This is a genomic window from Mycobacterium sp. NPDC050441, assembly GCF_040655355.1.
In the GTDB taxonomy this organism is placed as follows: domain Bacteria; phylum Actinomycetota; class Actinomycetes; order Mycobacteriales; family Mycobacteriaceae; genus Mycobacterium.
Genome location: NZ_JBFAJS010000003.1, coordinates 345418 through 361860 on the forward strand (window position 1 = coordinate 345418; position 16443 = coordinate 361860).

28 protein-coding genes are annotated in these 16443 nt (G+C 66.1%); 12 read left to right on the forward strand and 16 right to left on the reverse strand.

The features are described 5' to 3' along the window. Window positions 1-45: 45 nt before the first annotated feature. Window positions 46-591, forward strand: a complete 546-nt coding sequence (locus tag AB0I14_RS10695; RefSeq protein WP_358021232.1) for a DUF6328 family protein — start codon at window positions 46-48, stop codon at window positions 589-591. Here AB0I14_RS10695 and AB0I14_RS10700 read toward each other — a convergent pair. Further along, a complete protein-coding gene (locus tag AB0I14_RS10700; RefSeq protein WP_358020019.1) occupies window positions 559-1545 on the reverse strand; it encodes an LLM class F420-dependent oxidoreductase in 987 nt (328 codons plus the stop codon). The two genes, AB0I14_RS10695 and AB0I14_RS10700, sit on opposite strands and share 33 nt — an antisense overlap. Window positions 1546-1595: 50 nt before the next feature. Between AB0I14_RS10700 and AB0I14_RS10705 the strand changes: the two genes are divergently transcribed. After that, on the forward strand, window positions 1596-1940 hold the full coding sequence (locus AB0I14_RS10705; RefSeq protein ID WP_358020022.1) for a hypothetical protein: 345 nt from the start codon (window positions 1596-1598) through the stop codon (window positions 1938-1940). Window positions 1941-2002: 62 nt separating this feature from the next. Here AB0I14_RS10705 and usfY (AB0I14_RS10710) read toward each other — a convergent pair whose 3' ends face one another. The 4 genes from usfY (AB0I14_RS10710) to AB0I14_RS10725 all read right to left on the reverse strand — a co-directional run bounded on the left by usfY (AB0I14_RS10710) (window position 2003) and on the right by AB0I14_RS10725 (window position 3179). Next, window positions 2003-2311: a protein UsfY gene (usfY, locus tag AB0I14_RS10710; protein WP_358020025.1), complete on the reverse strand. Its 309-nt coding sequence runs from the start codon at window positions 2309-2311 to the stop codon at window positions 2003-2005. Between the two features lie 165 nt (window positions 2312-2476). Then, window positions 2477-2734 (reverse strand): Rho termination factor, encoded by a 258-nt coding sequence (locus tag AB0I14_RS10715; protein WP_358020027.1) that lies wholly within the window; start codon window positions 2732-2734, stop codon window positions 2477-2479. 48 nt (window positions 2735-2782) lie between these two features. Beyond that, window positions 2783-2938 (reverse strand): DUF6131 family protein, encoded by a 156-nt coding sequence (locus AB0I14_RS10720; RefSeq protein WP_358020030.1) that lies wholly within the window; start codon window positions 2936-2938, stop codon window positions 2783-2785. 7 nt (window positions 2939-2945) lie between these two features. Next, window positions 2946-3179 carry a hypothetical protein gene (locus AB0I14_RS10725; protein WP_358020033.1) on the reverse strand — a complete coding sequence of 78 codons (234 nt, stop codon included), beginning with the start codon at window positions 3177-3179 and terminating at the stop codon, window positions 2946-2948. A gap of 128 nt (window positions 3180-3307) precedes the next feature. Here AB0I14_RS10725 and AB0I14_RS10730 point away from each other — a divergent pair, with 128 nt between their 5' ends. From AB0I14_RS10730 to AB0I14_RS10745, 4 genes are all read left to right on the forward strand, one after another. After that, complete coding sequence (locus tag AB0I14_RS10730; protein ID WP_358020036.1) at window positions 3308-3628, forward strand: metalloregulator ArsR/SmtB family transcription factor; 321 nt, start codon at window positions 3308-3310, stop codon at window positions 3626-3628. Further along, window positions 3625-4113 carry an SRPBCC family protein gene (locus tag AB0I14_RS10735; RefSeq protein ID WP_358020039.1) on the forward strand — a complete coding sequence of 163 codons (489 nt, stop codon included), beginning with the start codon at window positions 3625-3627 and terminating at the stop codon, window positions 4111-4113. The genes AB0I14_RS10730 and AB0I14_RS10735 overlap by 4 nt, the downstream gene beginning before the upstream one ends. After that, entirely contained in the window at window positions 4110-4736 is a 627-nt protein-coding gene (locus tag AB0I14_RS10740) for a maleylpyruvate isomerase family mycothiol-dependent enzyme (protein ID WP_358020042.1), read from the forward strand. The genes AB0I14_RS10735 and AB0I14_RS10740 overlap by 4 nt, the downstream gene beginning before the upstream one ends. A 308-nt stretch (window positions 4737-5044) precedes the next feature. Further along, window positions 5045-5473 carry an STAS domain-containing protein gene (locus tag AB0I14_RS10745; protein ID WP_358020045.1) on the forward strand — a complete coding sequence of 143 codons (429 nt, stop codon included), beginning with the start codon at window positions 5045-5047 and terminating at the stop codon, window positions 5471-5473. On the opposite strand, the gene AB0I14_RS10750 is transcribed toward AB0I14_RS10745, so the two are convergent. Continuing rightward, on the reverse strand, window positions 5470-5868 hold the full coding sequence (locus AB0I14_RS10750; RefSeq protein WP_358020048.1) for an anti-sigma factor: 399 nt from the start codon (window positions 5866-5868) through the stop codon (window positions 5470-5472). The genes AB0I14_RS10745 and AB0I14_RS10750 overlap by 4 nt on opposite strands. A 210-nt stretch (window positions 5869-6078) precedes the next feature. On the opposite strand from AB0I14_RS10750, the gene AB0I14_RS10755 reads away from it, so the two are divergent. Further along, window positions 6079-6303: a hypothetical protein gene (locus tag AB0I14_RS10755; protein WP_358020051.1), complete on the forward strand. Its 225-nt coding sequence runs from the start codon at window positions 6079-6081 to the stop codon at window positions 6301-6303. A 12-nt stretch (window positions 6304-6315) separates the two neighbouring features. On the opposite strand, the gene AB0I14_RS10760 is transcribed toward AB0I14_RS10755, so the two are convergent. Continuing rightward, window positions 6316-6510 carry a hypothetical protein gene (locus tag AB0I14_RS10760; protein WP_358020054.1) on the reverse strand — a complete coding sequence of 65 codons (195 nt, stop codon included), beginning with the start codon at window positions 6508-6510 and terminating at the stop codon, window positions 6316-6318. A 116-nt stretch (window positions 6511-6626) separates the two neighbouring features. Here AB0I14_RS10760 and AB0I14_RS10765 point away from each other — a divergent pair, with 116 nt between their 5' ends. After that, window positions 6627-7646, forward strand: a complete 1020-nt coding sequence (locus AB0I14_RS10765; protein WP_358020057.1) for an iron-containing redox enzyme family protein — start codon at window positions 6627-6629, stop codon at window positions 7644-7646. Here the strand turns inward: AB0I14_RS10765 and AB0I14_RS10770 are convergent. Both AB0I14_RS10770 and AB0I14_RS10775 read right to left on the reverse strand, forming a co-directional pair. After that, window positions 7626-7829, reverse strand: coding sequence for a CDGSH iron-sulfur domain-containing protein (locus AB0I14_RS10770; protein WP_358020060.1), 204 nt, complete (start codon window positions 7827-7829; stop codon window positions 7626-7628). The two genes, AB0I14_RS10765 and AB0I14_RS10770, sit on opposite strands and share 21 nt — an antisense overlap. Continuing rightward, window positions 7826-8503 (reverse strand): HemK2/MTQ2 family protein methyltransferase, encoded by a 678-nt coding sequence (locus AB0I14_RS10775; protein WP_358020063.1) that lies wholly within the window; start codon window positions 8501-8503, stop codon window positions 7826-7828. Before AB0I14_RS10775 ends, AB0I14_RS10770 begins: the two co-directional genes overlap by 4 nt. A 179-nt stretch (window positions 8504-8682) precedes the next feature. On the opposite strand from AB0I14_RS10775, the gene AB0I14_RS10780 reads away from it, so the two are divergent. Beyond that, a complete protein-coding gene (locus AB0I14_RS10780) occupies window positions 8683-8925 on the forward strand; it encodes a CsbD family protein (protein WP_358020066.1) in 243 nt (80 codons plus the stop codon). A 61-nt stretch (window positions 8926-8986) separates the two neighbouring features. Here AB0I14_RS10780 and usfY (AB0I14_RS10785) read toward each other — a convergent pair whose 3' ends face one another. Next, window positions 8987-9295: a protein UsfY gene (gene usfY, locus AB0I14_RS10785; protein WP_358021235.1), complete on the reverse strand. Its 309-nt coding sequence runs from the start codon at window positions 9293-9295 to the stop codon at window positions 8987-8989. Window positions 9296-9379: 84 nt separating this feature from the next. Further along, on the reverse strand, window positions 9380-10066 hold the full coding sequence (locus AB0I14_RS10790; RefSeq protein ID WP_358020070.1) for a PAS and ANTAR domain-containing protein: 687 nt from the start codon (window positions 10064-10066) through the stop codon (window positions 9380-9382). A gap of 71 nt (window positions 10067-10137) precedes the next feature. Here AB0I14_RS10790 and AB0I14_RS10795 point away from each other — a divergent pair, with 71 nt between their 5' ends. Then, window positions 10138-10698 carry a restriction endonuclease gene (locus AB0I14_RS10795; RefSeq protein WP_358020073.1) on the forward strand — a complete coding sequence of 187 codons (561 nt, stop codon included), beginning with the start codon at window positions 10138-10140 and terminating at the stop codon, window positions 10696-10698. Here AB0I14_RS10795 and lat read toward each other — a convergent pair. Both lat and AB0I14_RS10805 read right to left on the reverse strand, forming a co-directional pair. Beyond that, on the reverse strand, window positions 10695-12029 hold the full coding sequence (gene lat / locus AB0I14_RS10800; protein ID WP_358020076.1) for an L-lysine 6-transaminase: 1335 nt from the start codon (window positions 12027-12029) through the stop codon (window positions 10695-10697). The two genes, AB0I14_RS10795 and lat, sit on opposite strands and share 4 nt — an antisense overlap. A 52-nt stretch (window positions 12030-12081) precedes the next feature. Further along, window positions 12082-12546, reverse strand: a complete 465-nt coding sequence (locus tag AB0I14_RS10805) for an Lrp/AsnC family transcriptional regulator (RefSeq protein ID WP_358020079.1) — start codon at window positions 12544-12546, stop codon at window positions 12082-12084. Between the two features lie 41 nt (window positions 12547-12587). Here AB0I14_RS10805 and AB0I14_RS10810 point away from each other — a divergent pair, with 41 nt between their 5' ends. Continuing rightward, a complete protein-coding gene (locus tag AB0I14_RS10810; protein ID WP_358020082.1) occupies window positions 12588-14138 on the forward strand; it encodes an aldehyde dehydrogenase family protein in 1551 nt (516 codons plus the stop codon). 5 nt (window positions 14139-14143) lie between these two features. Here AB0I14_RS10810 and AB0I14_RS10815 read toward each other — a convergent pair whose 3' ends face one another. From AB0I14_RS10815 to AB0I14_RS10825, 3 genes are read right to left on the reverse strand one after another with little or no spacing between them, the layout of a single operon-like run. After that, window positions 14144-14422 (reverse strand): hypothetical protein, encoded by a 279-nt coding sequence (locus AB0I14_RS10815; protein WP_358020085.1) that lies wholly within the window; start codon window positions 14420-14422, stop codon window positions 14144-14146. Between the two features lie 60 nt (window positions 14423-14482). Beyond that, the gene (locus AB0I14_RS10820; RefSeq protein ID WP_358020088.1) at window positions 14483-15202 is read right to left on the reverse strand and encodes a Rieske (2Fe-2S) protein; all 720 of its coding nucleotides are present in this window, start codon (window positions 15200-15202) and stop codon (window positions 14483-14485) included. Then, window positions 15199-15735 carry an RNA polymerase sigma factor gene (locus AB0I14_RS10825; RefSeq protein ID WP_358020091.1) on the reverse strand — a complete coding sequence of 179 codons (537 nt, stop codon included), beginning with the start codon at window positions 15733-15735 and terminating at the stop codon, window positions 15199-15201. Before AB0I14_RS10825 ends, AB0I14_RS10820 begins: the two co-directional genes overlap by 4 nt. A gap of 295 nt (window positions 15736-16030) precedes the next feature. Between AB0I14_RS10825 and AB0I14_RS10830 the strand changes: the two genes are divergently transcribed. Further along, the gene (locus AB0I14_RS10830; RefSeq protein WP_358020094.1) at window positions 16031-16435 is read left to right on the forward strand and encodes a cupredoxin family copper-binding protein; all 405 of its coding nucleotides are present in this window, start codon (window positions 16031-16033) and stop codon (window positions 16433-16435) included. Window positions 16436-16443 lie beyond the last annotated feature (8 nt).

Here is a 16443-nt window from a genome sequence, read left to right on the forward strand (position 1 = left end):
CCGGCTCCGCGGGAAACCTCCTCGGAACGTGGGATCATCGTGGGTATGGATCCGGACCGTCCCGAGCTGCATCAGCCCTGGGACCAGACCGCCCGCCACGAGACGGAGGCCGAACGGCTGGACCGCAACTGGAGCAGTCTGCTGCAGGAACTGCGCGTGGTGCAGACCGGTGTTCAGTTGCTCACCGGCCTCTTGCTGACTCTGCCTTTCCAGGAACGGTTTTCGATGCTCGACCAATCCATGCGGATCGTCTATCTGGTGACGGTGGCCTGCTCGGCAGCTGCCACTGCGCTCCTGGTCGCCCCGGTCGGCATGCACCGCATCCTGTTCCGTCGGCACCGGTTGAACCTGCTGGTCTCTGCGGCGCACCGGTGCGCGTTCGCGGGGCTGATACTGCTCGGAGTGGCGATGGCCGGGGTAACCGAGTTGATCTTCGACACCGTGGCCGGGCGCCCGGCTGGGGTGATCGCCGGGGTGCTCGCGCTGATGGCGTTCGTGGGTATGTGGCTGGCAGTGCCGTTGGCGATGCGTAGGGGCCATCCGATGCCGACGGGTTCCTCAGTCGAGTTCGGCGCGCAGCGCAGCCAGTAGCGGTTTTGCCGCCTCGTCGAGGAAGCGCTGCTGTCCCTGGTCACCGATCTGGACCAGCGCGATGTCAGTGAATCCCGCATCGAGAAAGGGCGCCACGGCGGCGACGATCGCGTCCAGGTCCGGGCCGCACGGGATGGCCGCGGCGACATCCTCGGGACGCACGTACCGGGTTGCGGCGGCGAACCCCGCCGGGGTCGGCAGGTCCGCGTTGACCGCCCAGCCACCGCCGAACCAGCGGAACTGGTCATGGGCCCGCTCGACGGCCACCACCCGGTCGGGATCCCAACACACGGGGACCTGACCGATCACCCGTCCCCCGGGCAGCGCGCCGGTGGCGTGGCGGCGCTCGTGCCAATCTCCGACTATCGCGCGGTCGGGCGCGACGTTGATCAGGTGATCGGCCGCCACGGCGAGCTTCTCGACGGCTTTCTCACCGGTCATCGAGACGGCGATGGTCACCGGCACTTCGGGCACATCCCAGATGCGCGCGGAGTCCACCTCGTAGAACTCGCCCCGGAAATCGATCAGATCTCCGGTGAGGAGTTCGCGAATCAGCTTGATCGCCTCGGCGAGCATGTCGAGGCGACGCTCGACGGTGGGCCATCCCTGACCCACCACGTGTTCGTTGAGGTTCTCCCCGCTGCCGACGCCGAGGGTGAACCGGCCGTCGGCCAGGATCTGCACGGTGGTGGCCTGCTGGGCGATGATCGCCGGGTGATACCTGATTGTCGGACAGGTCACGTACGAATACAGCTGCACGGCGTTCGTGGCATGGGCTACCGCGCCCAGCACCGGCCATGCGTTCGGGGCGTGGCCCTGGCTGGCCAGCCACGGGCTGTAGTGATCGCTGATCACTTCGAAATCGAATCCCGCCTGCTCTGCCGACACGGCATAGCCGACAAGCTGTCGTGGGCCGCTCTGCTCGGTCATCAAGGTGTATCCGAATCTGGCCATGCCGCACGAATACCCGTGCAGAAGTTCATGAAACTGGGTATGCGGAGCCAATGACCGAATCACAGACTGTGCAGACACAGGGCCAAGGCGGTCGCCGACTCCGGATCTCGATGACTTGGGTGCTGGCCTTGTTGACGGTGCCGGCGGCTGTCGCAGTGTTCCTGTACGGCATGGCTGCGGTGATGGGCATGGCCGGGTGCACCGGCGACGTGTGCGCGAGTAAGGGCCCGGGCGAATTCTGGTTCGGGATTCTGTTCTACGGCGCACCGGTGGTGCCTGTGGTCACGATCGCCGTATCGATATTCACCTCGCGGCTGCGGTACGGAGTGCTGGTGCCCCTGGCCGGATTAGCACTGCTGGCCATCGATTTCGCGGTGCTGGCACTCACCTTCTGAGCACAACCGCATCGCAAGACAGGGACCCGGCCGCATAGCGGCCGGGTCGCTCGGCAAGGGGCTCAGCTGCTGGGCCGCTGCCGCATCACGCCGGGATGGTCGGTGTACCACCGTTCCTCGATGCGCCGCACCCGCATGTGCTCGAGTGCCAGCCACATCGATCCGACGACAAACCCGGCGGCAGACAACGTGCCCACCATCAGGCCGACATCGGAATGGCCGGTGGCGAACGCCGCCAGGGTGCCGACGAACAGCACCAACCCCACGAGGATCAGTACCAGCGCGGGCATGATGACGTTGTCCTTCATCGACTCGCCGGCATGCGGCCGCGTTGTCCTGGCGTGGTCAACTGGATCTTTTGGGCCGTGCATGGCTGCTCCTTCCGCCATTTCTCGCCCCACCTGCCTACATGGGCTGCCTCCACGGTAGATCGCCTGGGCGGCTCTGGCGAGGAAATCATCGTGATCGCCTGGAGCCACTCTGACGACGACCCCAAAAAGCGCGCTGAGCAGGGCAAACCAACCGCACACCGGCAATCAATGATTGCGGAGCAGTCCGATCAGTTCGCGCTTGTTCTTGTCGGAATACCCTTTGATACCAAGCTCTTTAGCCCGCTTACGCAGATGATCGACCGTCCAGTCGGCATAGGAACCGGACTCACCGCCGGCGCGGCCCACACTCGAACGCCCCTTGGCGGCAGCGGCGTTGGCGATCCGCGCCGATTTCTCCTTCGAGTTCCCCTCGTCCCGCAGGTCTTCGTAGAGCTTCTCGTCCTTGATCGACGGATTCGGCATCAGGCACCCTCCTCGTCGTTGATGACGCTGTCGATTACCGCCGGTGTGTCAGTACCAACTTCTCCGGCCCGCGACCGGCCGCCCGATCGCTCCGAGCAGCCAGAACACGGCACCGATCACGAGCAGGACCACACCCACCACCCACAGCAGGTAGACGTTGAAGAGCAGGCCGAGTATGAGCAGAATCGCTCCGAGCACAATCATGACGACCTCAATTCGTGACAGCGATGGAGTACATCGCGCTGGGTTGCGGCAAATGGCACTCGTCCACCTTCGGGTTGACTCCGGCATAGTTGAGCGGCCCGGCGATGACCGTCAGCGCGATGGTGCCGGCCGTTGTGCAATTCGTTGATCCACCATGGAAATAGTCGCGTTGCCAGGCCGCCACCACACCGATGATCAGCCAGATGAGCACGAGTGTTCCGAATAATCCACCAAGTCTCATGGCATGCGAGGTACCCGGCTGACGCAGGGGTCAAACATTCGGGCAAACCGCCTCACCCGCCGGGGTTTTCACAGCTGAGTACCCCGAGGGCTCGACCGGAGACATCGGTAAGCGTAGACTTACCGTTCGTGGTGACTTACCCAGTCAGCGATCCTTGGGCCGCCCTGGCCGATGGCACCCGGCGGACCATCGTCAGGCGGCTGGCCGCGGGGCCGATGGCGGTGGGCGAGCTGGCCAGCGAGCTCCCGATCAGCCGGCCGGCGGTCTCACAGCACCTGAAGGTGCTGAAATGTGCTGGGCTGGTGGGCGATCGGGCCGCCGGCACCCGCCGCGTCTACCACGTCAACCCCGACGGCGTCGCGGCCCTTCGCGCCGAGTTGGACTCCTTCTGGGGCCAGGCACTGGACGCCTACAAGAACATCGTCGAGCAGGAGGTACAGGCGACGTGATACCCGCAGAAGTCGACCCCATCCGCAAGAGCGTCGTCGTCGACGCAGCGCTGGAGCGGGCGTTCACATTGTTCATCGACCGGTTCGACGCGATCAAGCCCCGCGAACACAACCTGCTCGCGGTACCGATCGCGCAGACCGTCTTCGAACCACGCGTCGGCGGCCACATCTACGACCTGGGGACCGACGGCAGTCGATGCGCGTGGGCGCGAGTCCTGGCCTACGAGCCTCCGACCCGGGTCGTCTTCTCGTGGGACATCGGACCTACGTGGCAGATCGAATCCGACCCGAATCGCACCAGCGAGGTGGAAGTCCGGTTCATCTCGGAGAGTGCCGATCGAACCCGGGTCGAGTTGGAGCACCGGCACCTCGAGCGCCACGGCGAGGGCTGGCGTTCCGTGGCCGACGGGGTCGGTGGCGACGCCGGATGGCCGCTGTACCTTGAGCGCTACCTCGACGTGGTCACACACGAGGCATCGCGATGAGCACCGACCAGCCGTCGCTCATGGATCTGGCCTGTGACGAGCGAACCGATCTCGCCGCGTTCCTGTCCACATTGACTCCTGACGAGTGGCGCACGGAGTCACTGTGCACCGGCTGGACCGTGAAAGACGTTGTGGCGCATGTCATCAGCTACGAGGAACTGAAGCTTCCCGGGTTGCTCAAGCGCTTCGCGAAGGGGCGGGTCGTGCGCACCAATGAGGTCGGTGTGGCCGAATACTCGGCCATGTCAACCGATGAACTGCTCGAGTTCCTCAACCAGCATCTGCGACCGCAGGGCCTGACCGCAGGATTCGGCGGCATGATCGGATTGGTCGACGGCACCGTCCATCATCAAGACATCCGACGTGCACTCGGCCGCCCCCGGGCTGTGCCGGCGCAGCGCCTGCAACGAATCCTGCCCACGGTCCCCGGCAACCCGCGGCTCGGGGCCGGCCGGCGGATCAAGGGACTTCGGCTACGCGCCAACGACATCGAGTGGGAACACGGCAGCGGCCCCGAAGTCACCGGCACCGCCGAGGCATTGCTGCTGGCCATGACCGGCCGCCCACAAGCCGCCCAGGAACTCACGGGCGCCGGCGCGGCAATCCTGCTCGGCCGCCTCTGACACCCCCGCCGATACCCTTGCCCCCCAAGGCATTCCGACCATCTGGCACCCCCATGTACCGCGTATCTACTACCCACTTGGTAGCGGTGTGACGCATGTGGCCGACGCGACAGAAGGGCCATATGAAGCCCCTCGATCGATTGTTCGAGCCCATGATGGCGCGTAGAGTCCGATGCAGGTTGAGTTCACAGCCGCCCCGGAATCGTCATCGGGTGCAGGGCCGTGAGGCTCTCGGTACCCAGGGGTTTTGAGCCCACAGAGCCTAAAAAGAGTGACGTGACCACAGTGTTTCTACTGAGGAGTCACCAATGTCCACCATGAACGTGGCCAAACGAGCCACACCATCTTCCAAGGACCACACGCGCGCGCAATTCTGTGCCCAATGGCTGTGGCCGGCCACCGCGGTGATCAGCGTCCAGGGCGAGCTGGATGCATCCAATGCCGCTGACCTGACCGAATGCGGAATCCGACATAGCAGGCCGAGCGGGCAGCTCATCCTGGACATGAGTGCGGTCGAGTTCTTCGGCGCAGGCTGCTTCGCCTGCCTGCACACTGTCAACGTGCGCTGCATCGGTGAGAACATCGACTGGGTGCTGATTCCCAGCATCGCCGTGTCGCGGGTTCTTGACATCTGCGACCCCGCCCGTGCGCTACCGACCTCCAGCGGGCTGCCTGCCGCCCTGTCGATGCTTCGCAATCAGCCACGGCAGATGCACTTGGCAAACGTGCACCGCTAGCCGGGTGCCGCGGCCCAGCGCCGCCGGACGGTCAGCGAGATGCCGAGCATCGGCCGACTCCCCTTGCGTTCGAAATCTGCATCGTCGACGAAGGTGTGGACCTTTTCGGTAAGGGCTTCCAGCACCCGGCGGCTGAAACCGCTCAGGACGACGCTGTCCGGGTCGTTGTCGACGCCCTCACAGTCCGTCGAAACCCGAACGTTGAGTTCGCGCGCACGGGGGTCTTCGACCAGCACAAGAGTGGCTCCGGGCGAAGCCATGCCGATCAGCACGGTGCACGCTTCGTCCACCGCCAATGCCAAGTCGGCGGCCGTGTCGCCGTCCAGTTCTTCATAGTCGGCCAGACACCCCGTCATTGCCCTCACCACGGCCAGCGCCTCAGTTCGAGCGGGCACCCGGAGCTCCACCGCCCGCAGTCCGGTGTAGCCGGATCCCCGGTGCGGTATTCGCCGACCGTGCAGCACAGTGAGCCGAGGCCCTGGTAATCGGTCAGACGAAGACATATATGTCGCGTACCCACGGTCGTCCGGTCGCTAAACCGAAGATCGCTGTCCTGGACGAACCCCGGAGCGTTTGATCAACCGGCCGCGGGGTATTCCGGCGGCATGACACACGAAGACGTGCCCGACGAGGTGCCGGTTGCCGATGCGCTCGAGCAGCAACGTGAGCAGAGCGAAGCGGTCCCCGACACCGAAGCCCCGGTGTCGGGCCTCGACGGCCCACCGCTGGAAGCGACCGATCCGGACTGGCAGGAACAACGTGAGGTGGTCGCCGACGACGCCGGCCGCGATGAGTTCGACCGCGAAGACGGCGAGACACTGCCCGGGTGAGGGAGGGCGTCATCACGCTGCGCGCCGGCGATAGCCGACGCTCGCCGGCCCTGCGGAGTCAGCGACCTCATCACCATGGCAGTGCCACAGCAATTCGCTCAGGGCGTACTCGGTGAGCGCCTGCCGATGCTGCCGGTCGATAACCTCGGCGATCTGCTCGAAGACGAGCCCTAACCCGCGCCGATCGGATCGTGCTACCCCGGCCATGGCTGACCTCGATTCTCGCCCCAATCCGGAATACCCGGACAGGGGCGCTGACAAACCGTGATCACGCTGCGACGGAGGGGTTTACAAACGCCGCGGACGGGAATACCTGACGCGCAATGATCACCTTTTCCGACACCACCCAACCGAGGCTCCCGTGCGCCCACGGGCCCATCTCCCGCGCAGTCATCGAGTGCCTGGGCGACCGCGCCCCACACAATCATCTCGAGCCGGTGTGGGTGCCGCTGCGCGACGCCGACCCACTCCAACTTGACCTGCAGCTGGCCCTCTACGTCTGCTACGAACTGCATTACCGCGGCTTCGCCGGCGTCGACGCGGCCTGGGAGTGGAACGCAGGCCTACTGCATTCGCGCGCGCAACTGGAACGGTCATTTCTGTCTGCCGTACGCGGCGAGGTCGGTGCGATCGATCCCGAGGACACCGCCGAGCGTGAGATGGCACGGCTGTCGGCTGAACCCGCCAACGGGTCCGGTCCGTCGTATCACCTGCGCGACGAGGGCACCTGGACACAGATGCAGGAGTACTTCGTCCACCGGTCGCTGTACCACCTGAAGGAGGGCGATCCACACGCCTGGCTGATCCCACGGCTGGGCGGGCAGGCGAAAGCCTCATTCGTCGCCGTCGAGTTCGATGAGTACGGGGCCGGGTCCGCCAGCCGCGTACACCAGCGGCTGTTCAGCGACCTGATGCACGCGGCCGACCTGGATGGCAGCTACCTGGGCTACTTGGACGCGGTACCGGCCGAGGCCCTCGCGGTGGTCAACCTGATGTCGATGTTCGGGCTGCACCGTCGGCTCCGCGGCGCCGCCACCGGACATTTCGCAGCCACCGAGATCACGTCCTCCCCCGGCTCTCAGCGCATGGTCGCCGCGTTGCAGCGACTCGAAGCGCCCGAAACCTGTGTGCGGTTCTACCGTGAGCACATCGAGGCCGACGCGGTACACGAGCAAGTCGTGCGCCACGATGTGGTGGGCGATCTGGTCAGCCGCGAACCCGAGCTGGACGCCGATGTGGTGTTCGGGATGCGAGCCTTCTGCGCCTTGGAAGACCGGCTGGCCGCTCACCTGATGGCGAGTTGGCAGGCCGGCCGCAGTTCGCTACGCCGACCGCTTGCGTGATCGCGCGATCTTGCGGTGGCTGGTGTCGCACAACGGATACATCTTGGACCGGCGACAGGTACAGATCGCCACCATGAAGCGATCCGATTCCACGGTGGTTCCATCGGGCAGTTCGATGCGCACCGGTCCCTCGATGAGAATCGGTCCTCCCTCGACGACCCGCACGACCCGGCGCTCGCTCATGGCTTGTCCGCCCGGATGACCACCAGCTGTTCCTCGTCACGACCGGACCGCCACCGTCCACTGTCCCGCAGCCAACCTACCTGCGCGTGCAACACAGGTCCGAAGGGAATTCGTTGCGTGGCACAGATTTTCGCGTCCAGACCGGCGGCGCCAAGCGATACCAGCGATTGCTCGATGCCGGCGAACTCGGACTGCACCAGAAACAGCGATCCACCCTCGGTCAGCATGGCGGCCGCTGATCGGCACAGCGGGTCCAGCACCAGCCGGCCGTCGGGACCGCCATCCCATGAAGCCATCGGACCGGTTGACGAGACCGTTCCCGGGGCGGTGTCCGGCCCGACCGGAACATAGGGCGGATTGCAGACCGCGACATCGAACGGTCCGTGCTCCAGCGCCTGGGTCCAGGAACCGAGCAGGACCTCGACATCGACCTGCGCGGCCAGCGCGTTGGCCCGCGTACAGCGCACCGCGCTGGGTGAAATATCCAGCGCCGTAACCGTACTGGCGCCCAACTCGGCTGCGGCGATGGCCACTACTCCGCTCCCGGAACAGAGATCGACCACGCCGCGGCCGGCCACTCCATCGCTGCGCACGAGTGCTTCGATCAGCAGCCACGAGTCGTGCTGGGGCCGGTAAACACTCTCGGCGCCAACGGCAATGGTCTCGGCAGCCATTTCGCTGCTTCCGGAAATCATCCCTATTCGGTACCCAACCGGGCGGTCCGCAAACTTCGTGATCTGTGACACTCGTTTCGTCACGTCACGTTTAGCGCCGCCGCATCCGGGAATCCGAGGGGGTGCGTGGAGAAGCCGCGTTGAACGACCAATCCACTCCCGTAGCGGAAAGGTAAAGCATGACCGAGAAGAACTCAGGACCTGAAGAAGGCATCAAGGGCGTCGTCGAGGACGTCAAGGGCAAGGCGAAGGAGGCTGTCGGTACCGTCACCGGCCGCGAAGACCTTGTGCGCGAGGGTAAAGCCCAGCAGGACAAGGCCGACGCCCAGAAGGACGCCGCCAAGAAGGAGGCCGAAGCCGAAGCCGCCCGGGCGGGTGCCAAGGCCGCCGAGAAACGTGAGCAGGCGAACCAGCGCCCCTAGCCCGGCTTGATTGAAGAGATGGCCCAGCCACCAGTGGCTGGGCCATCTCGCCTATTCAGGATCAACTGTTGGGAGCTTGTCTGATCACGTCGGGATGTTCTGCGTACCAGCGTTCTTCGATACGCCGCACACGCTGGTGAGCGATCAGGAGCCACACCCCGCCGCCCAGCAGGCCCACAGCGGCCAGGACCGCGAGCAACACCGCTATCCCGGTGTTTCCCGTCGCGAATCCGACCAGACACGCGACGAACATCACCACGCCCAGGCCGACCAGCACCAGCGCGGGCATGTTGCGGTTGTCCTTCATCGACTCGCCGGCGTGCGGCCGGGTTGTCCTGGTGTGGTCGACGGGGTCGTCGGGACCTTTCATCATTTCCCTCTCACTCGTAAACGAGCACACTGCTGGACTCGGCCGGCCTGCGCGCGCCGGGAGTCTTCCCAGGACGGGGTCTGGCTAAACCTCGGGGCGGACCCGCAGGTGGGCGGTGAGCAGTAACCGGTCCAGGACCGCGCGGCTGGGAAGTGACTCGGAGTAATCGAGGTTGAGGAAATCTTCTGCCAGCTGCTCGGCCAACAGGCGCAACTTGGTATTGGTTTCCTGCGACCGCCACTTCAGCAGTTCGAACGCCGCGACGGCATTGATCCGGTAGATCAGCATCAGCATGCCTTTGGCCTGCTCGATGGCACCGCGGGCCTCGGCGATCTCGGCCACCGCCTCGGTGAGGGCGTCCTCCCGTGCCTGCGAGATCGACGGCGAGACGTCGACGTAGAAGCCGTGCGTTCCGATGACGGCGCCGGTGTCGTCGAACAGCTGATCCCCGACCACGACAACGTGGTGGACGTCGCCGGCGGTGTCGATGATGCGGTGCCGGGTACTGAAGGCGCCCGAGGTCCGCCTGATCTCCAGCAGGGTCGCGGCCACCTGTCCGTAATCCTCAGGATGCTTGTGGGACAGCACCAGCTCGGTCGTCGGATGCACCGTACCCGGTTCATACCCGTGCATCCGCTCTACCTGCGGCGACCATTCCCAGCGCTCGTCGGCGAAATAGAACCGGAACCAACCGACCCGCTGCGCCTCGCCGCCGGCAAACGCATGCTCGATCGGTGACTCGGGGTTCCCCGCAGCCGCATCAGTCGTCACGGAACGAGATTATCGCGCCGAGGCGGCGGCGTTTCAACCGATTGTCAGAGGTGGCGTCTACATTCGGCGCCGTGAGACCGCTCCGGATCAAGCTCCTCATCGCAGCCGGTGCGGCGGCCGGGTGCGCCGGCCACCTGGCCGGGGTCGATGCGATGTGGAGCCTGGTGATCGCCGTCATGTTGCCGCTGGTCCTGGCGGCCACGCCGCGGCTCCTACTGGGCGCATTCCACGGCGCCCGCACTCCCGGCGCCCGCGAGCAGGCGGCCACCGAGATGACCGGGCTGGAGTTCGAGGACCACGTGGCCCACGTGGCGCGAAAGTGTGGGTTGCCAGTCATCATGACGCCTCTCACCGGCGACTGGGGGGTGGATCTTATCGTCGGGCACCGGCCGAACCGGGTTGCCGTGCAATGCAAACGGCTGTCACGGCCGGTCGGCGCGGGCGCCGTGCAGGAGGTCGTCGCGGGCGCGCCGATGCAGGATTGCGCCAGGACCATGGTGGTCACCAACAACGAATTCACCCCGGCCGCACGCAAACTCGCCGAACTTCACGGCTGCGAGTTGGTGGGCGGAGCCGACCTGCCCAGGCTGAAATCGATCCTGCGCCGCGCGGCCGCCGACACCGAACCCTAGCCCGCCAGGGGCGATCTCAGCGCAGCGCGCACAGCATCGAGACACGCGTCGATCTCCTGGCGGGTCACGGTCAGAGCCGGGCGGAACCGCACCGAGTCGGCGCCGCTCGGCAGCATGATGACGTTACTGTTCCACAACCGGCGAATCAGTTCGTCGCGAGCGGCAGGCGTCGGCAGACTGAAGGCACACATCAGGCCACGGCCGCGGGGATCGAGCACAGTGTCGGCGAAATCCGCTGCCAGCCTGCGTAACTGACTGCGGAGATAGTCGCCGGTCACAGCGGCGTTGCGCAACAGATCGTCGGACTCGATGACCTCGAGGATCCGCCGTGAACGCACCATGTCCACCAGGTTGCCACCCCAGGTCGAGTTGATCCGCGAGCTCACGGTGAAGACGTTGTCGGCGACCTCGTCGACCCGCCGGCCGGCCATCAGCCCACACACCTGGGTCTTCTTCCCGAACGCGACCACATCCGGAGCGACCCCTAATTGCTGGTAGGCCCAGGCAGTTCCGGTGATGCCGCACCCGGTCTGCACTTCGTCGAAGATCAGCAGGGCGTCAAATTCGTCGCACAGTTCCCGCATCGCCGCGAAGAACTGCGGACGCATGTGCCGGTCACCACCCTCACCCTGGATCGGCTCGGCGATGAAGCAGGCGATGTCGTGCGGGTTGGCCTCGAATGCGGCCCTCGCCTGACGTAGCGAATCAGCTTCGAGCGCAGCGATATCCGCCCCTGGACGCAGGTACGGGGCATCGATGCGTGGCCAGTCGAACTTCGGGAAGCGGGCCACCTTGACCGGGTCGGTATTGGTCAGCGACAAGGTGTATCCACTGCGGCCGTGAAAGGCCCCGCGCAGATGCAGCACCTTGGTACCGAGGGCGGGGTCGATCCCGTGGGCCTCGTTGTGGCGGCTCTTCCAGTCGAACGCCACCTTGAGTGCATTCTCGACCGCCAGCGCCCCGCCGTCGACGAAGAACAGATGCGGCAGGTCCGGGTCACCGAGCACCCGGCGGAAGGCGTCGACGAAGCGGGCCAACGGCACGCTGTAGATGTCGGAATTGCTCGGCTTGTTCACCGCGGCCCGGGCCAGCTCGGCACGGAAGTCTGCATCGTCGGCCAGCGCCGGATGGTTCATCCCGAGTGCGGATGAGGCGAAGAAGGTGAACATGTCCAGGTACCGGGCACCGGTGCGCGCATCCACCAGATACGACCCTCGGGAACGGTCCAGGTCGAGGACGAAATCGAAGCCATCGGTCAGGATGCTGCGCGCCAGGACGGCCCGCACCCGGTCAGGAGTTACGCATGGCGTGGACGTCAGCACTGCGGTCATGACGCCATATTAGCGGAATCTTTACGGTCAATATCGCGTCTCACCGTAACAGTTACGGAACATAGTCCCGTCCACTGTAAAATGTCTGCAAAATGATCGTGCTTCGGGTGCGGACGTTGGCAGCGGTCCTGATCCGCTGGAGCAGGTCCTCCAAGGCCCGGGCCGAGGCGACCCGGACCAGCAGGACGTAGCTCTCCTCCCCGGCCACCGAGTGGCACGATTCGATTTCGGGGATGCCCTGCAACCGGGCGGGTGCATCATCGGGTTGGGACGGATCGAGAGGAGTGATGGCGACGAACGCCGAGAGCATGTTGCCCAGCGCTTCGGGATTGAGCCGCGCCGCATATCCGGTCACCACTCCCCGCGACTCCAGCCGGCGCACCCGCGCCTGCACCGCCGAGACCGACAATCCGGCCGCCGCGGCCAACTGTGCCAGGGTGGCCCTGCCGTCAGCGGCCAGTGCGCGGACCAGGATCCGGTCGGTGTCGTCCAGCACGTGTTCGTCGGCTTCGCCCATGGCCCGCACTGTAACGCCGCCGCCAACCAGAAAGGCACACGATGACCACCACCGAACGGACCGACCTCCCCACCAGCGAGGAGCTGCGCCGGCGGGTGCGGCTGGCCCTCGAGGCCATCGGGGCACGAGCCGAATTGGGTGAGCCGACCGCCCCGGGCAGCGGCCTGCACGCGAGCACCCCGATCAGCGGTGATGTGCTGTTCACCCTCACCGAAGACAGCATCGAACAGGTCGATGCCGCGATCGCCGCTGCCGCACAGGCTTTCTCGACGTGGCGCACCACCCCGGCACCGGTACGCGGCGCACTGGTGGCACGCCTCGGCGAGTTGCTCATCGAGCACAAGGACGATCTGGCGACGCTGGTGACGGTGGAGGCAGGCAAGATCACCTCCGAGGCACTGGGCGAGGTGCAGGAGATGATCGACATCTGCCAGTTCGCGGTCGGCCTGTCACGCCAGTTGTACGGCCGCACCATCGCTTCCGAACGGCCCGGGCACCGCCTGATGGAGACCTGGCACCCGCTGGGCGTCGTCGGTGTGATCACCGCGTTCAACTTTCCGGTCGCGGTGTGGTCGTGGAACACCGCGATCGCCCTGGTCTGCGGCGACACCGTGGTGTGGAAACCGTCGGAGCTGACGCCACTCACCGCGATCGCATGTCAGGCCCTGATCGAGCGCGCCGCATCGGATGTGGGTGCCCCGGCAACGGTGAGCCGGCTCATCCTCGGCGGACGTGAATTGGGTGAACAACTGGTCGACGATGCACGGGTGGCGCTGGTCAGCGCGACCGGATCGGTGCGGATGGGTCAGCAGGTCGGACCACGTGTCGCGGCGCGGTTCGGCAAGGCGCTGCTTGAGCTGGGTGGCAACAACGCCGCGATCGTGACGCCCTCGGCCGATCTGGACCTCGCGGTGCGGGCCATCGTGTTCTCGGCCGCGGGTACCGCTGGACAACGCTGCACGACGCTGCGCCGGTTGATCGTGCATTCGTCGGTCGCCGACGACCTGGTGTCGCGGATCGTCTCGGCCTACCGGAGCCTGCCCGTGGGCGATCCGAGCGTGGACGGGACCCTGGTCGGCCCACTCATTCACACCAGGGCCTACCGCGACATGGTCGGGGCGTTGGAACAGGCCAGCGCCGACGGCGGAGAGGTGTTCGGCGGTGAGCGTCACGATTTGGGTGACGAGGGTGCGTTCTACGTCGCGCCCGCGGTGGTCCGGATGCCTGCGCAAACCGCCGTCGTGCACACCGAGACGTTCGCGCCGATCCTCTACGTCCTGACCTACGACGGTATCGACGACGCGATTGCCCTGAACAATGCGGTGCCGCAGGGGCTTTCGTCGGCCATCTTCACCACCGATGTGCGGGAGGCCGAGCGGTTCATGGCCGCCGACGGGTCCGACTGCGGTATCGCCAATGTCAACATCGGGACCTCGGGTGCCGAGATCGGCGGCGCGTTCGGCGGCGAGAAGCACACCGGCGGTGGCCGCGAGTCCGGCTCGGATGCCTGGAAGGCGTACATGCGGCGCGCGACCAACACGGTCAACTACTCCTCGGAGCTACCGCTGGCCCAGGGTGTGCATTTCGGTTAGCCGCGTCAACCTTCTGGTTCACACTCGACGTCGACGTACACGGTGGTGAACTGCAGCGCGGCAGTACGCGGCGCGGGCACCCCGTGGACATCGGTCACCGTGCACTGCGACAGCGGAACTCCGTTGTCCCCGTTGATCTGGACGGCGTAGCCGGCAGCTGTCAGGTCCCGCACCACATCCGGAGCTCTGGTGCCGCCTGTCGGTGCTGCCGACACCGGCGCGGCCGACCAGCCGGCTCCGACGAGTCCGGCAGCCACCGCTACCGCCCATATCGATCTGTTCATCTGGCGGACCTCCTGCATCCGTAGGTTTCACCTATCGATATGCGCGGTGGTTACACCAACTCAGGCCGGCCGGGCGGGCGGGCGCGGCGCCAACACCTCGATAATCCCGTCGCGTTCGCGGACATCGAAGTGCGGCAACGGTTTCGGCGCGATCGGAAGTTGATGCGTGAGCACCTGCCCGGCCGGCGAGAACGATGTCACATGGCACGGGCAGCGCAGGCTGTCCGCCGAGGCGTCGAACCACAGTTTGCAGCCCTGGTGGGTGCACACCCCGGACACCGCCTCGACCTTGCCCCCTACCGCCCGGCGCACAAATCCCGATACCGCCGGAAGGTCGAACGCAAGGACCGAACCCTCGTCCAGCTCAGCGCTCTTCGCCACCGGCAGCCACTCGCCGTCGTTGGGCACCAGTTCGGGCCCGTCGGCCTGGGCAGGCTCGATGGGCTGCTCGCGACCGGTCACCACATGGTCAATCGAGACGGCTGCGACGGCCGCGGTCGCCGCCGCGGCGGTGCCGACGATGACCTGCCGGCGGGTGGCCGACAGACCTTGACGAGTGGAGGCCGGTTCATCCGGTCCCTCGTGGGAAAGCTGTTGGGCGATACGGCTCTTGAGGTCATCCACGAATTCCGGCCTGGGCTCGCCGGCATCGGGCTGGGCCGCCCGCAGCTCGATCGCTGTGCGGATCTGGGCAGCCTCGAAGTCGTCGGCAGGGAAGGAATCCGGCCGTCGCCCGGCGAGTAGGTCGTCGACGTATTTGCGTACCCCGCGTCTCGTCACCCTGACTCTCCCTCGTTGATCTGAGCGGCCAACCGCAGTGCCCGGTGTTGGAGCACCTTGGCGTTGGCGACACTGACCCCCATGTCGTTCGCCGACTCACGTACCGAACGGCCCTGTAGGAACCGTAGTTCCAACACGCGGCGATACTGCGGCGGCAACTGTGCCAGGACCGCGGCGACACGCTGCGGCGCGGTGCTGACCTCGCTGTCCGGGGACCGCTCAACCGCGGCCACGTCGTAGGCGATCGTGGTGATCTCGCGCCCCATGGTGGCCCGCCAGTGTGCGGCGAGCACGGTACGGGCGGTGGCGCGCAGGTAGGAACGCACCTCGGCCACCGTCGCCGAGAGCCGCAGCGGCCGAAGCGCGGCCAAGAACACCTCCGAGGTGAGGTCCTCGGCGTCGGCACGGCTACCCAGCCGCGCGTAGAGCAACCGATACACCCAGGTCACGTTGTCGTCGTACACGGCTTCCCAGCTCGGATAGGACCCCTCAGACACGAGCCGCAGCTCCGGGCGGTCACGTCCGGCCGGCATCGAACATCCCCGGGATCGCCTGCAATGACCTCCGTACCGTCACCGGCCACCCGCCTTTCGTCGTGCGGGAGCCCGGACGGGGCCCCGCACACCTAGATAGGGCGGCGGGTTACACGCGAACGTCGTCCGCACGCCACAAGCATCCACCTCCGTGCCGGTCCCCCGTGCGGAAACACCCGTGACGGCCGGCGTGTAACCCCGCGCGCTATTTCGTGATGACCGCTTCGCGCCGCTCTCACAACGGAGGTCCATCGTGTTCCGACAATCCCGAACATGCGCTGTCATAGCCGCAGTCATGGCAACTGCTGCCTGCTCGAGTACGCCGTCCGCAGCACCACCGACGGTGGATTTCAGCGCCGGCGGCGGCACGTCGGTCGGCATGGCCCCGATGGACGGGATGGGGTCGATGGGCCCGGCCGCACCGTCGAGCACACCATCGGCACCGGTCTCCGGGACCGCTGTGAGCATCGACAACTTCGCGTTCGCGCCGACCACGCTGACCGTGCACCGCGGCGACACCGTGACGTGGACCAATCACGATGAGGAGCCGCACACGGTCGCTGCCGGAGACGGCTCGTTCCGCTCGCCCGGCATGGACGCCAATGCCACGTACAGCTTCACTTTCACCAGCTCCGGCAGCTATGACTACATCTGTTCGATCCATCCCGTCATGCACGGCACCGTGGTGGTGACGTCGTGACCGATCCG

Coding starts and splice junctions, on each gene's coding strand:
- AB0I14_RS10695 (WP_358021232.1), top strand. CDS start 46: ATGGATCCGGACCGTCCCGAGCTGCATCAGCCCTGGGACCAGACCGCC.
- AB0I14_RS10700 (WP_358020019.1), bottom strand. CDS start 1,545: ATGGCCAGATTCGGATACACCTTGATGACCGAGCAGAGCGGCCCACGA.
- AB0I14_RS10705 (WP_358020022.1), top strand. CDS start 1,596: ATGACCGAATCACAGACTGTGCAGACACAGGGCCAAGGCGGTCGCCGA.
- usfY (WP_358020025.1), bottom strand. CDS start 2,311: ATGCACGGCCCAAAAGATCCAGTTGACCACGCCAGGACAACGCGGCCG.
- AB0I14_RS10715 (WP_358020027.1), bottom strand. CDS start 2,734: ATGCCGAATCCGTCGATCAAGGACGAGAAGCTCTACGAAGACCTGCGG.
- AB0I14_RS10720 (WP_358020030.1), bottom strand. CDS start 2,938: ATGATTGTGCTCGGAGCGATTCTGCTCATACTCGGCCTGCTCTTCAAC.
- AB0I14_RS10725 (WP_358020033.1), bottom strand. CDS start 3,179: ATGAGACTTGGTGGATTATTCGGAACACTCGTGCTCATCTGGCTGATC.
- AB0I14_RS10740 (WP_358020042.1), top strand. CDS start 4,110: ATGAGCACCGACCAGCCGTCGCTCATGGATCTGGCCTGTGACGAGCGA.
- AB0I14_RS10745 (WP_358020045.1), top strand. CDS start 5,045: ATGTCCACCATGAACGTGGCCAAACGAGCCACACCATCTTCCAAGGAC.
- AB0I14_RS10755 (WP_358020051.1), top strand. CDS start 6,079: ATGACACACGAAGACGTGCCCGACGAGGTGCCGGTTGCCGATGCGCTC.
- AB0I14_RS10760 (WP_358020054.1), bottom strand. CDS start 6,510: ATGGCCGGGGTAGCACGATCCGATCGGCGCGGGTTAGGGCTCGTCTTC.
- AB0I14_RS10765 (WP_358020057.1), top strand. CDS start 6,627: ATGATCACCTTTTCCGACACCACCCAACCGAGGCTCCCGTGCGCCCAC.
- AB0I14_RS10770 (WP_358020060.1), bottom strand. CDS start 7,829: ATGAGCGAGCGCCGGGTCGTGCGGGTCGTCGAGGGAGGACCGATTCTC.
- AB0I14_RS10775 (WP_358020063.1), bottom strand. CDS start 8,503: ATGGCTGCCGAGACCATTGCCGTTGGCGCCGAGAGTGTTTACCGGCCC.
- AB0I14_RS10780 (WP_358020066.1), top strand. CDS start 8,683: ATGACCGAGAAGAACTCAGGACCTGAAGAAGGCATCAAGGGCGTCGTC.
- usfY (WP_358021235.1), bottom strand. CDS start 9,295: ATGAAAGGTCCCGACGACCCCGTCGACCACACCAGGACAACCCGGCCG.
- lat (WP_358020076.1), bottom strand. CDS start 12,029: ATGACCGCAGTGCTGACGTCCACGCCATGCGTAACTCCTGACCGGGTG.
- AB0I14_RS10805 (WP_358020079.1), bottom strand. CDS start 12,546: ATGGGCGAAGCCGACGAACACGTGCTGGACGACACCGACCGGATCCTG.
- AB0I14_RS10810 (WP_358020082.1), top strand. CDS start 12,588: ATGACCACCACCGAACGGACCGACCTCCCCACCAGCGAGGAGCTGCGC.
- AB0I14_RS10815 (WP_358020085.1), bottom strand. CDS start 14,422: ATGAACAGATCGATATGGGCGGTAGCGGTGGCTGCCGGACTCGTCGGA.
- AB0I14_RS10825 (WP_358020091.1), bottom strand. CDS start 15,735: ATGCCGGCCGGACGTGACCGCCCGGAGCTGCGGCTCGTGTCTGAGGGG.
- AB0I14_RS10830 (WP_358020094.1), top strand. CDS start 16,031: ATGGCAACTGCTGCCTGCTCGAGTACGCCGTCCGCAGCACCACCGACG.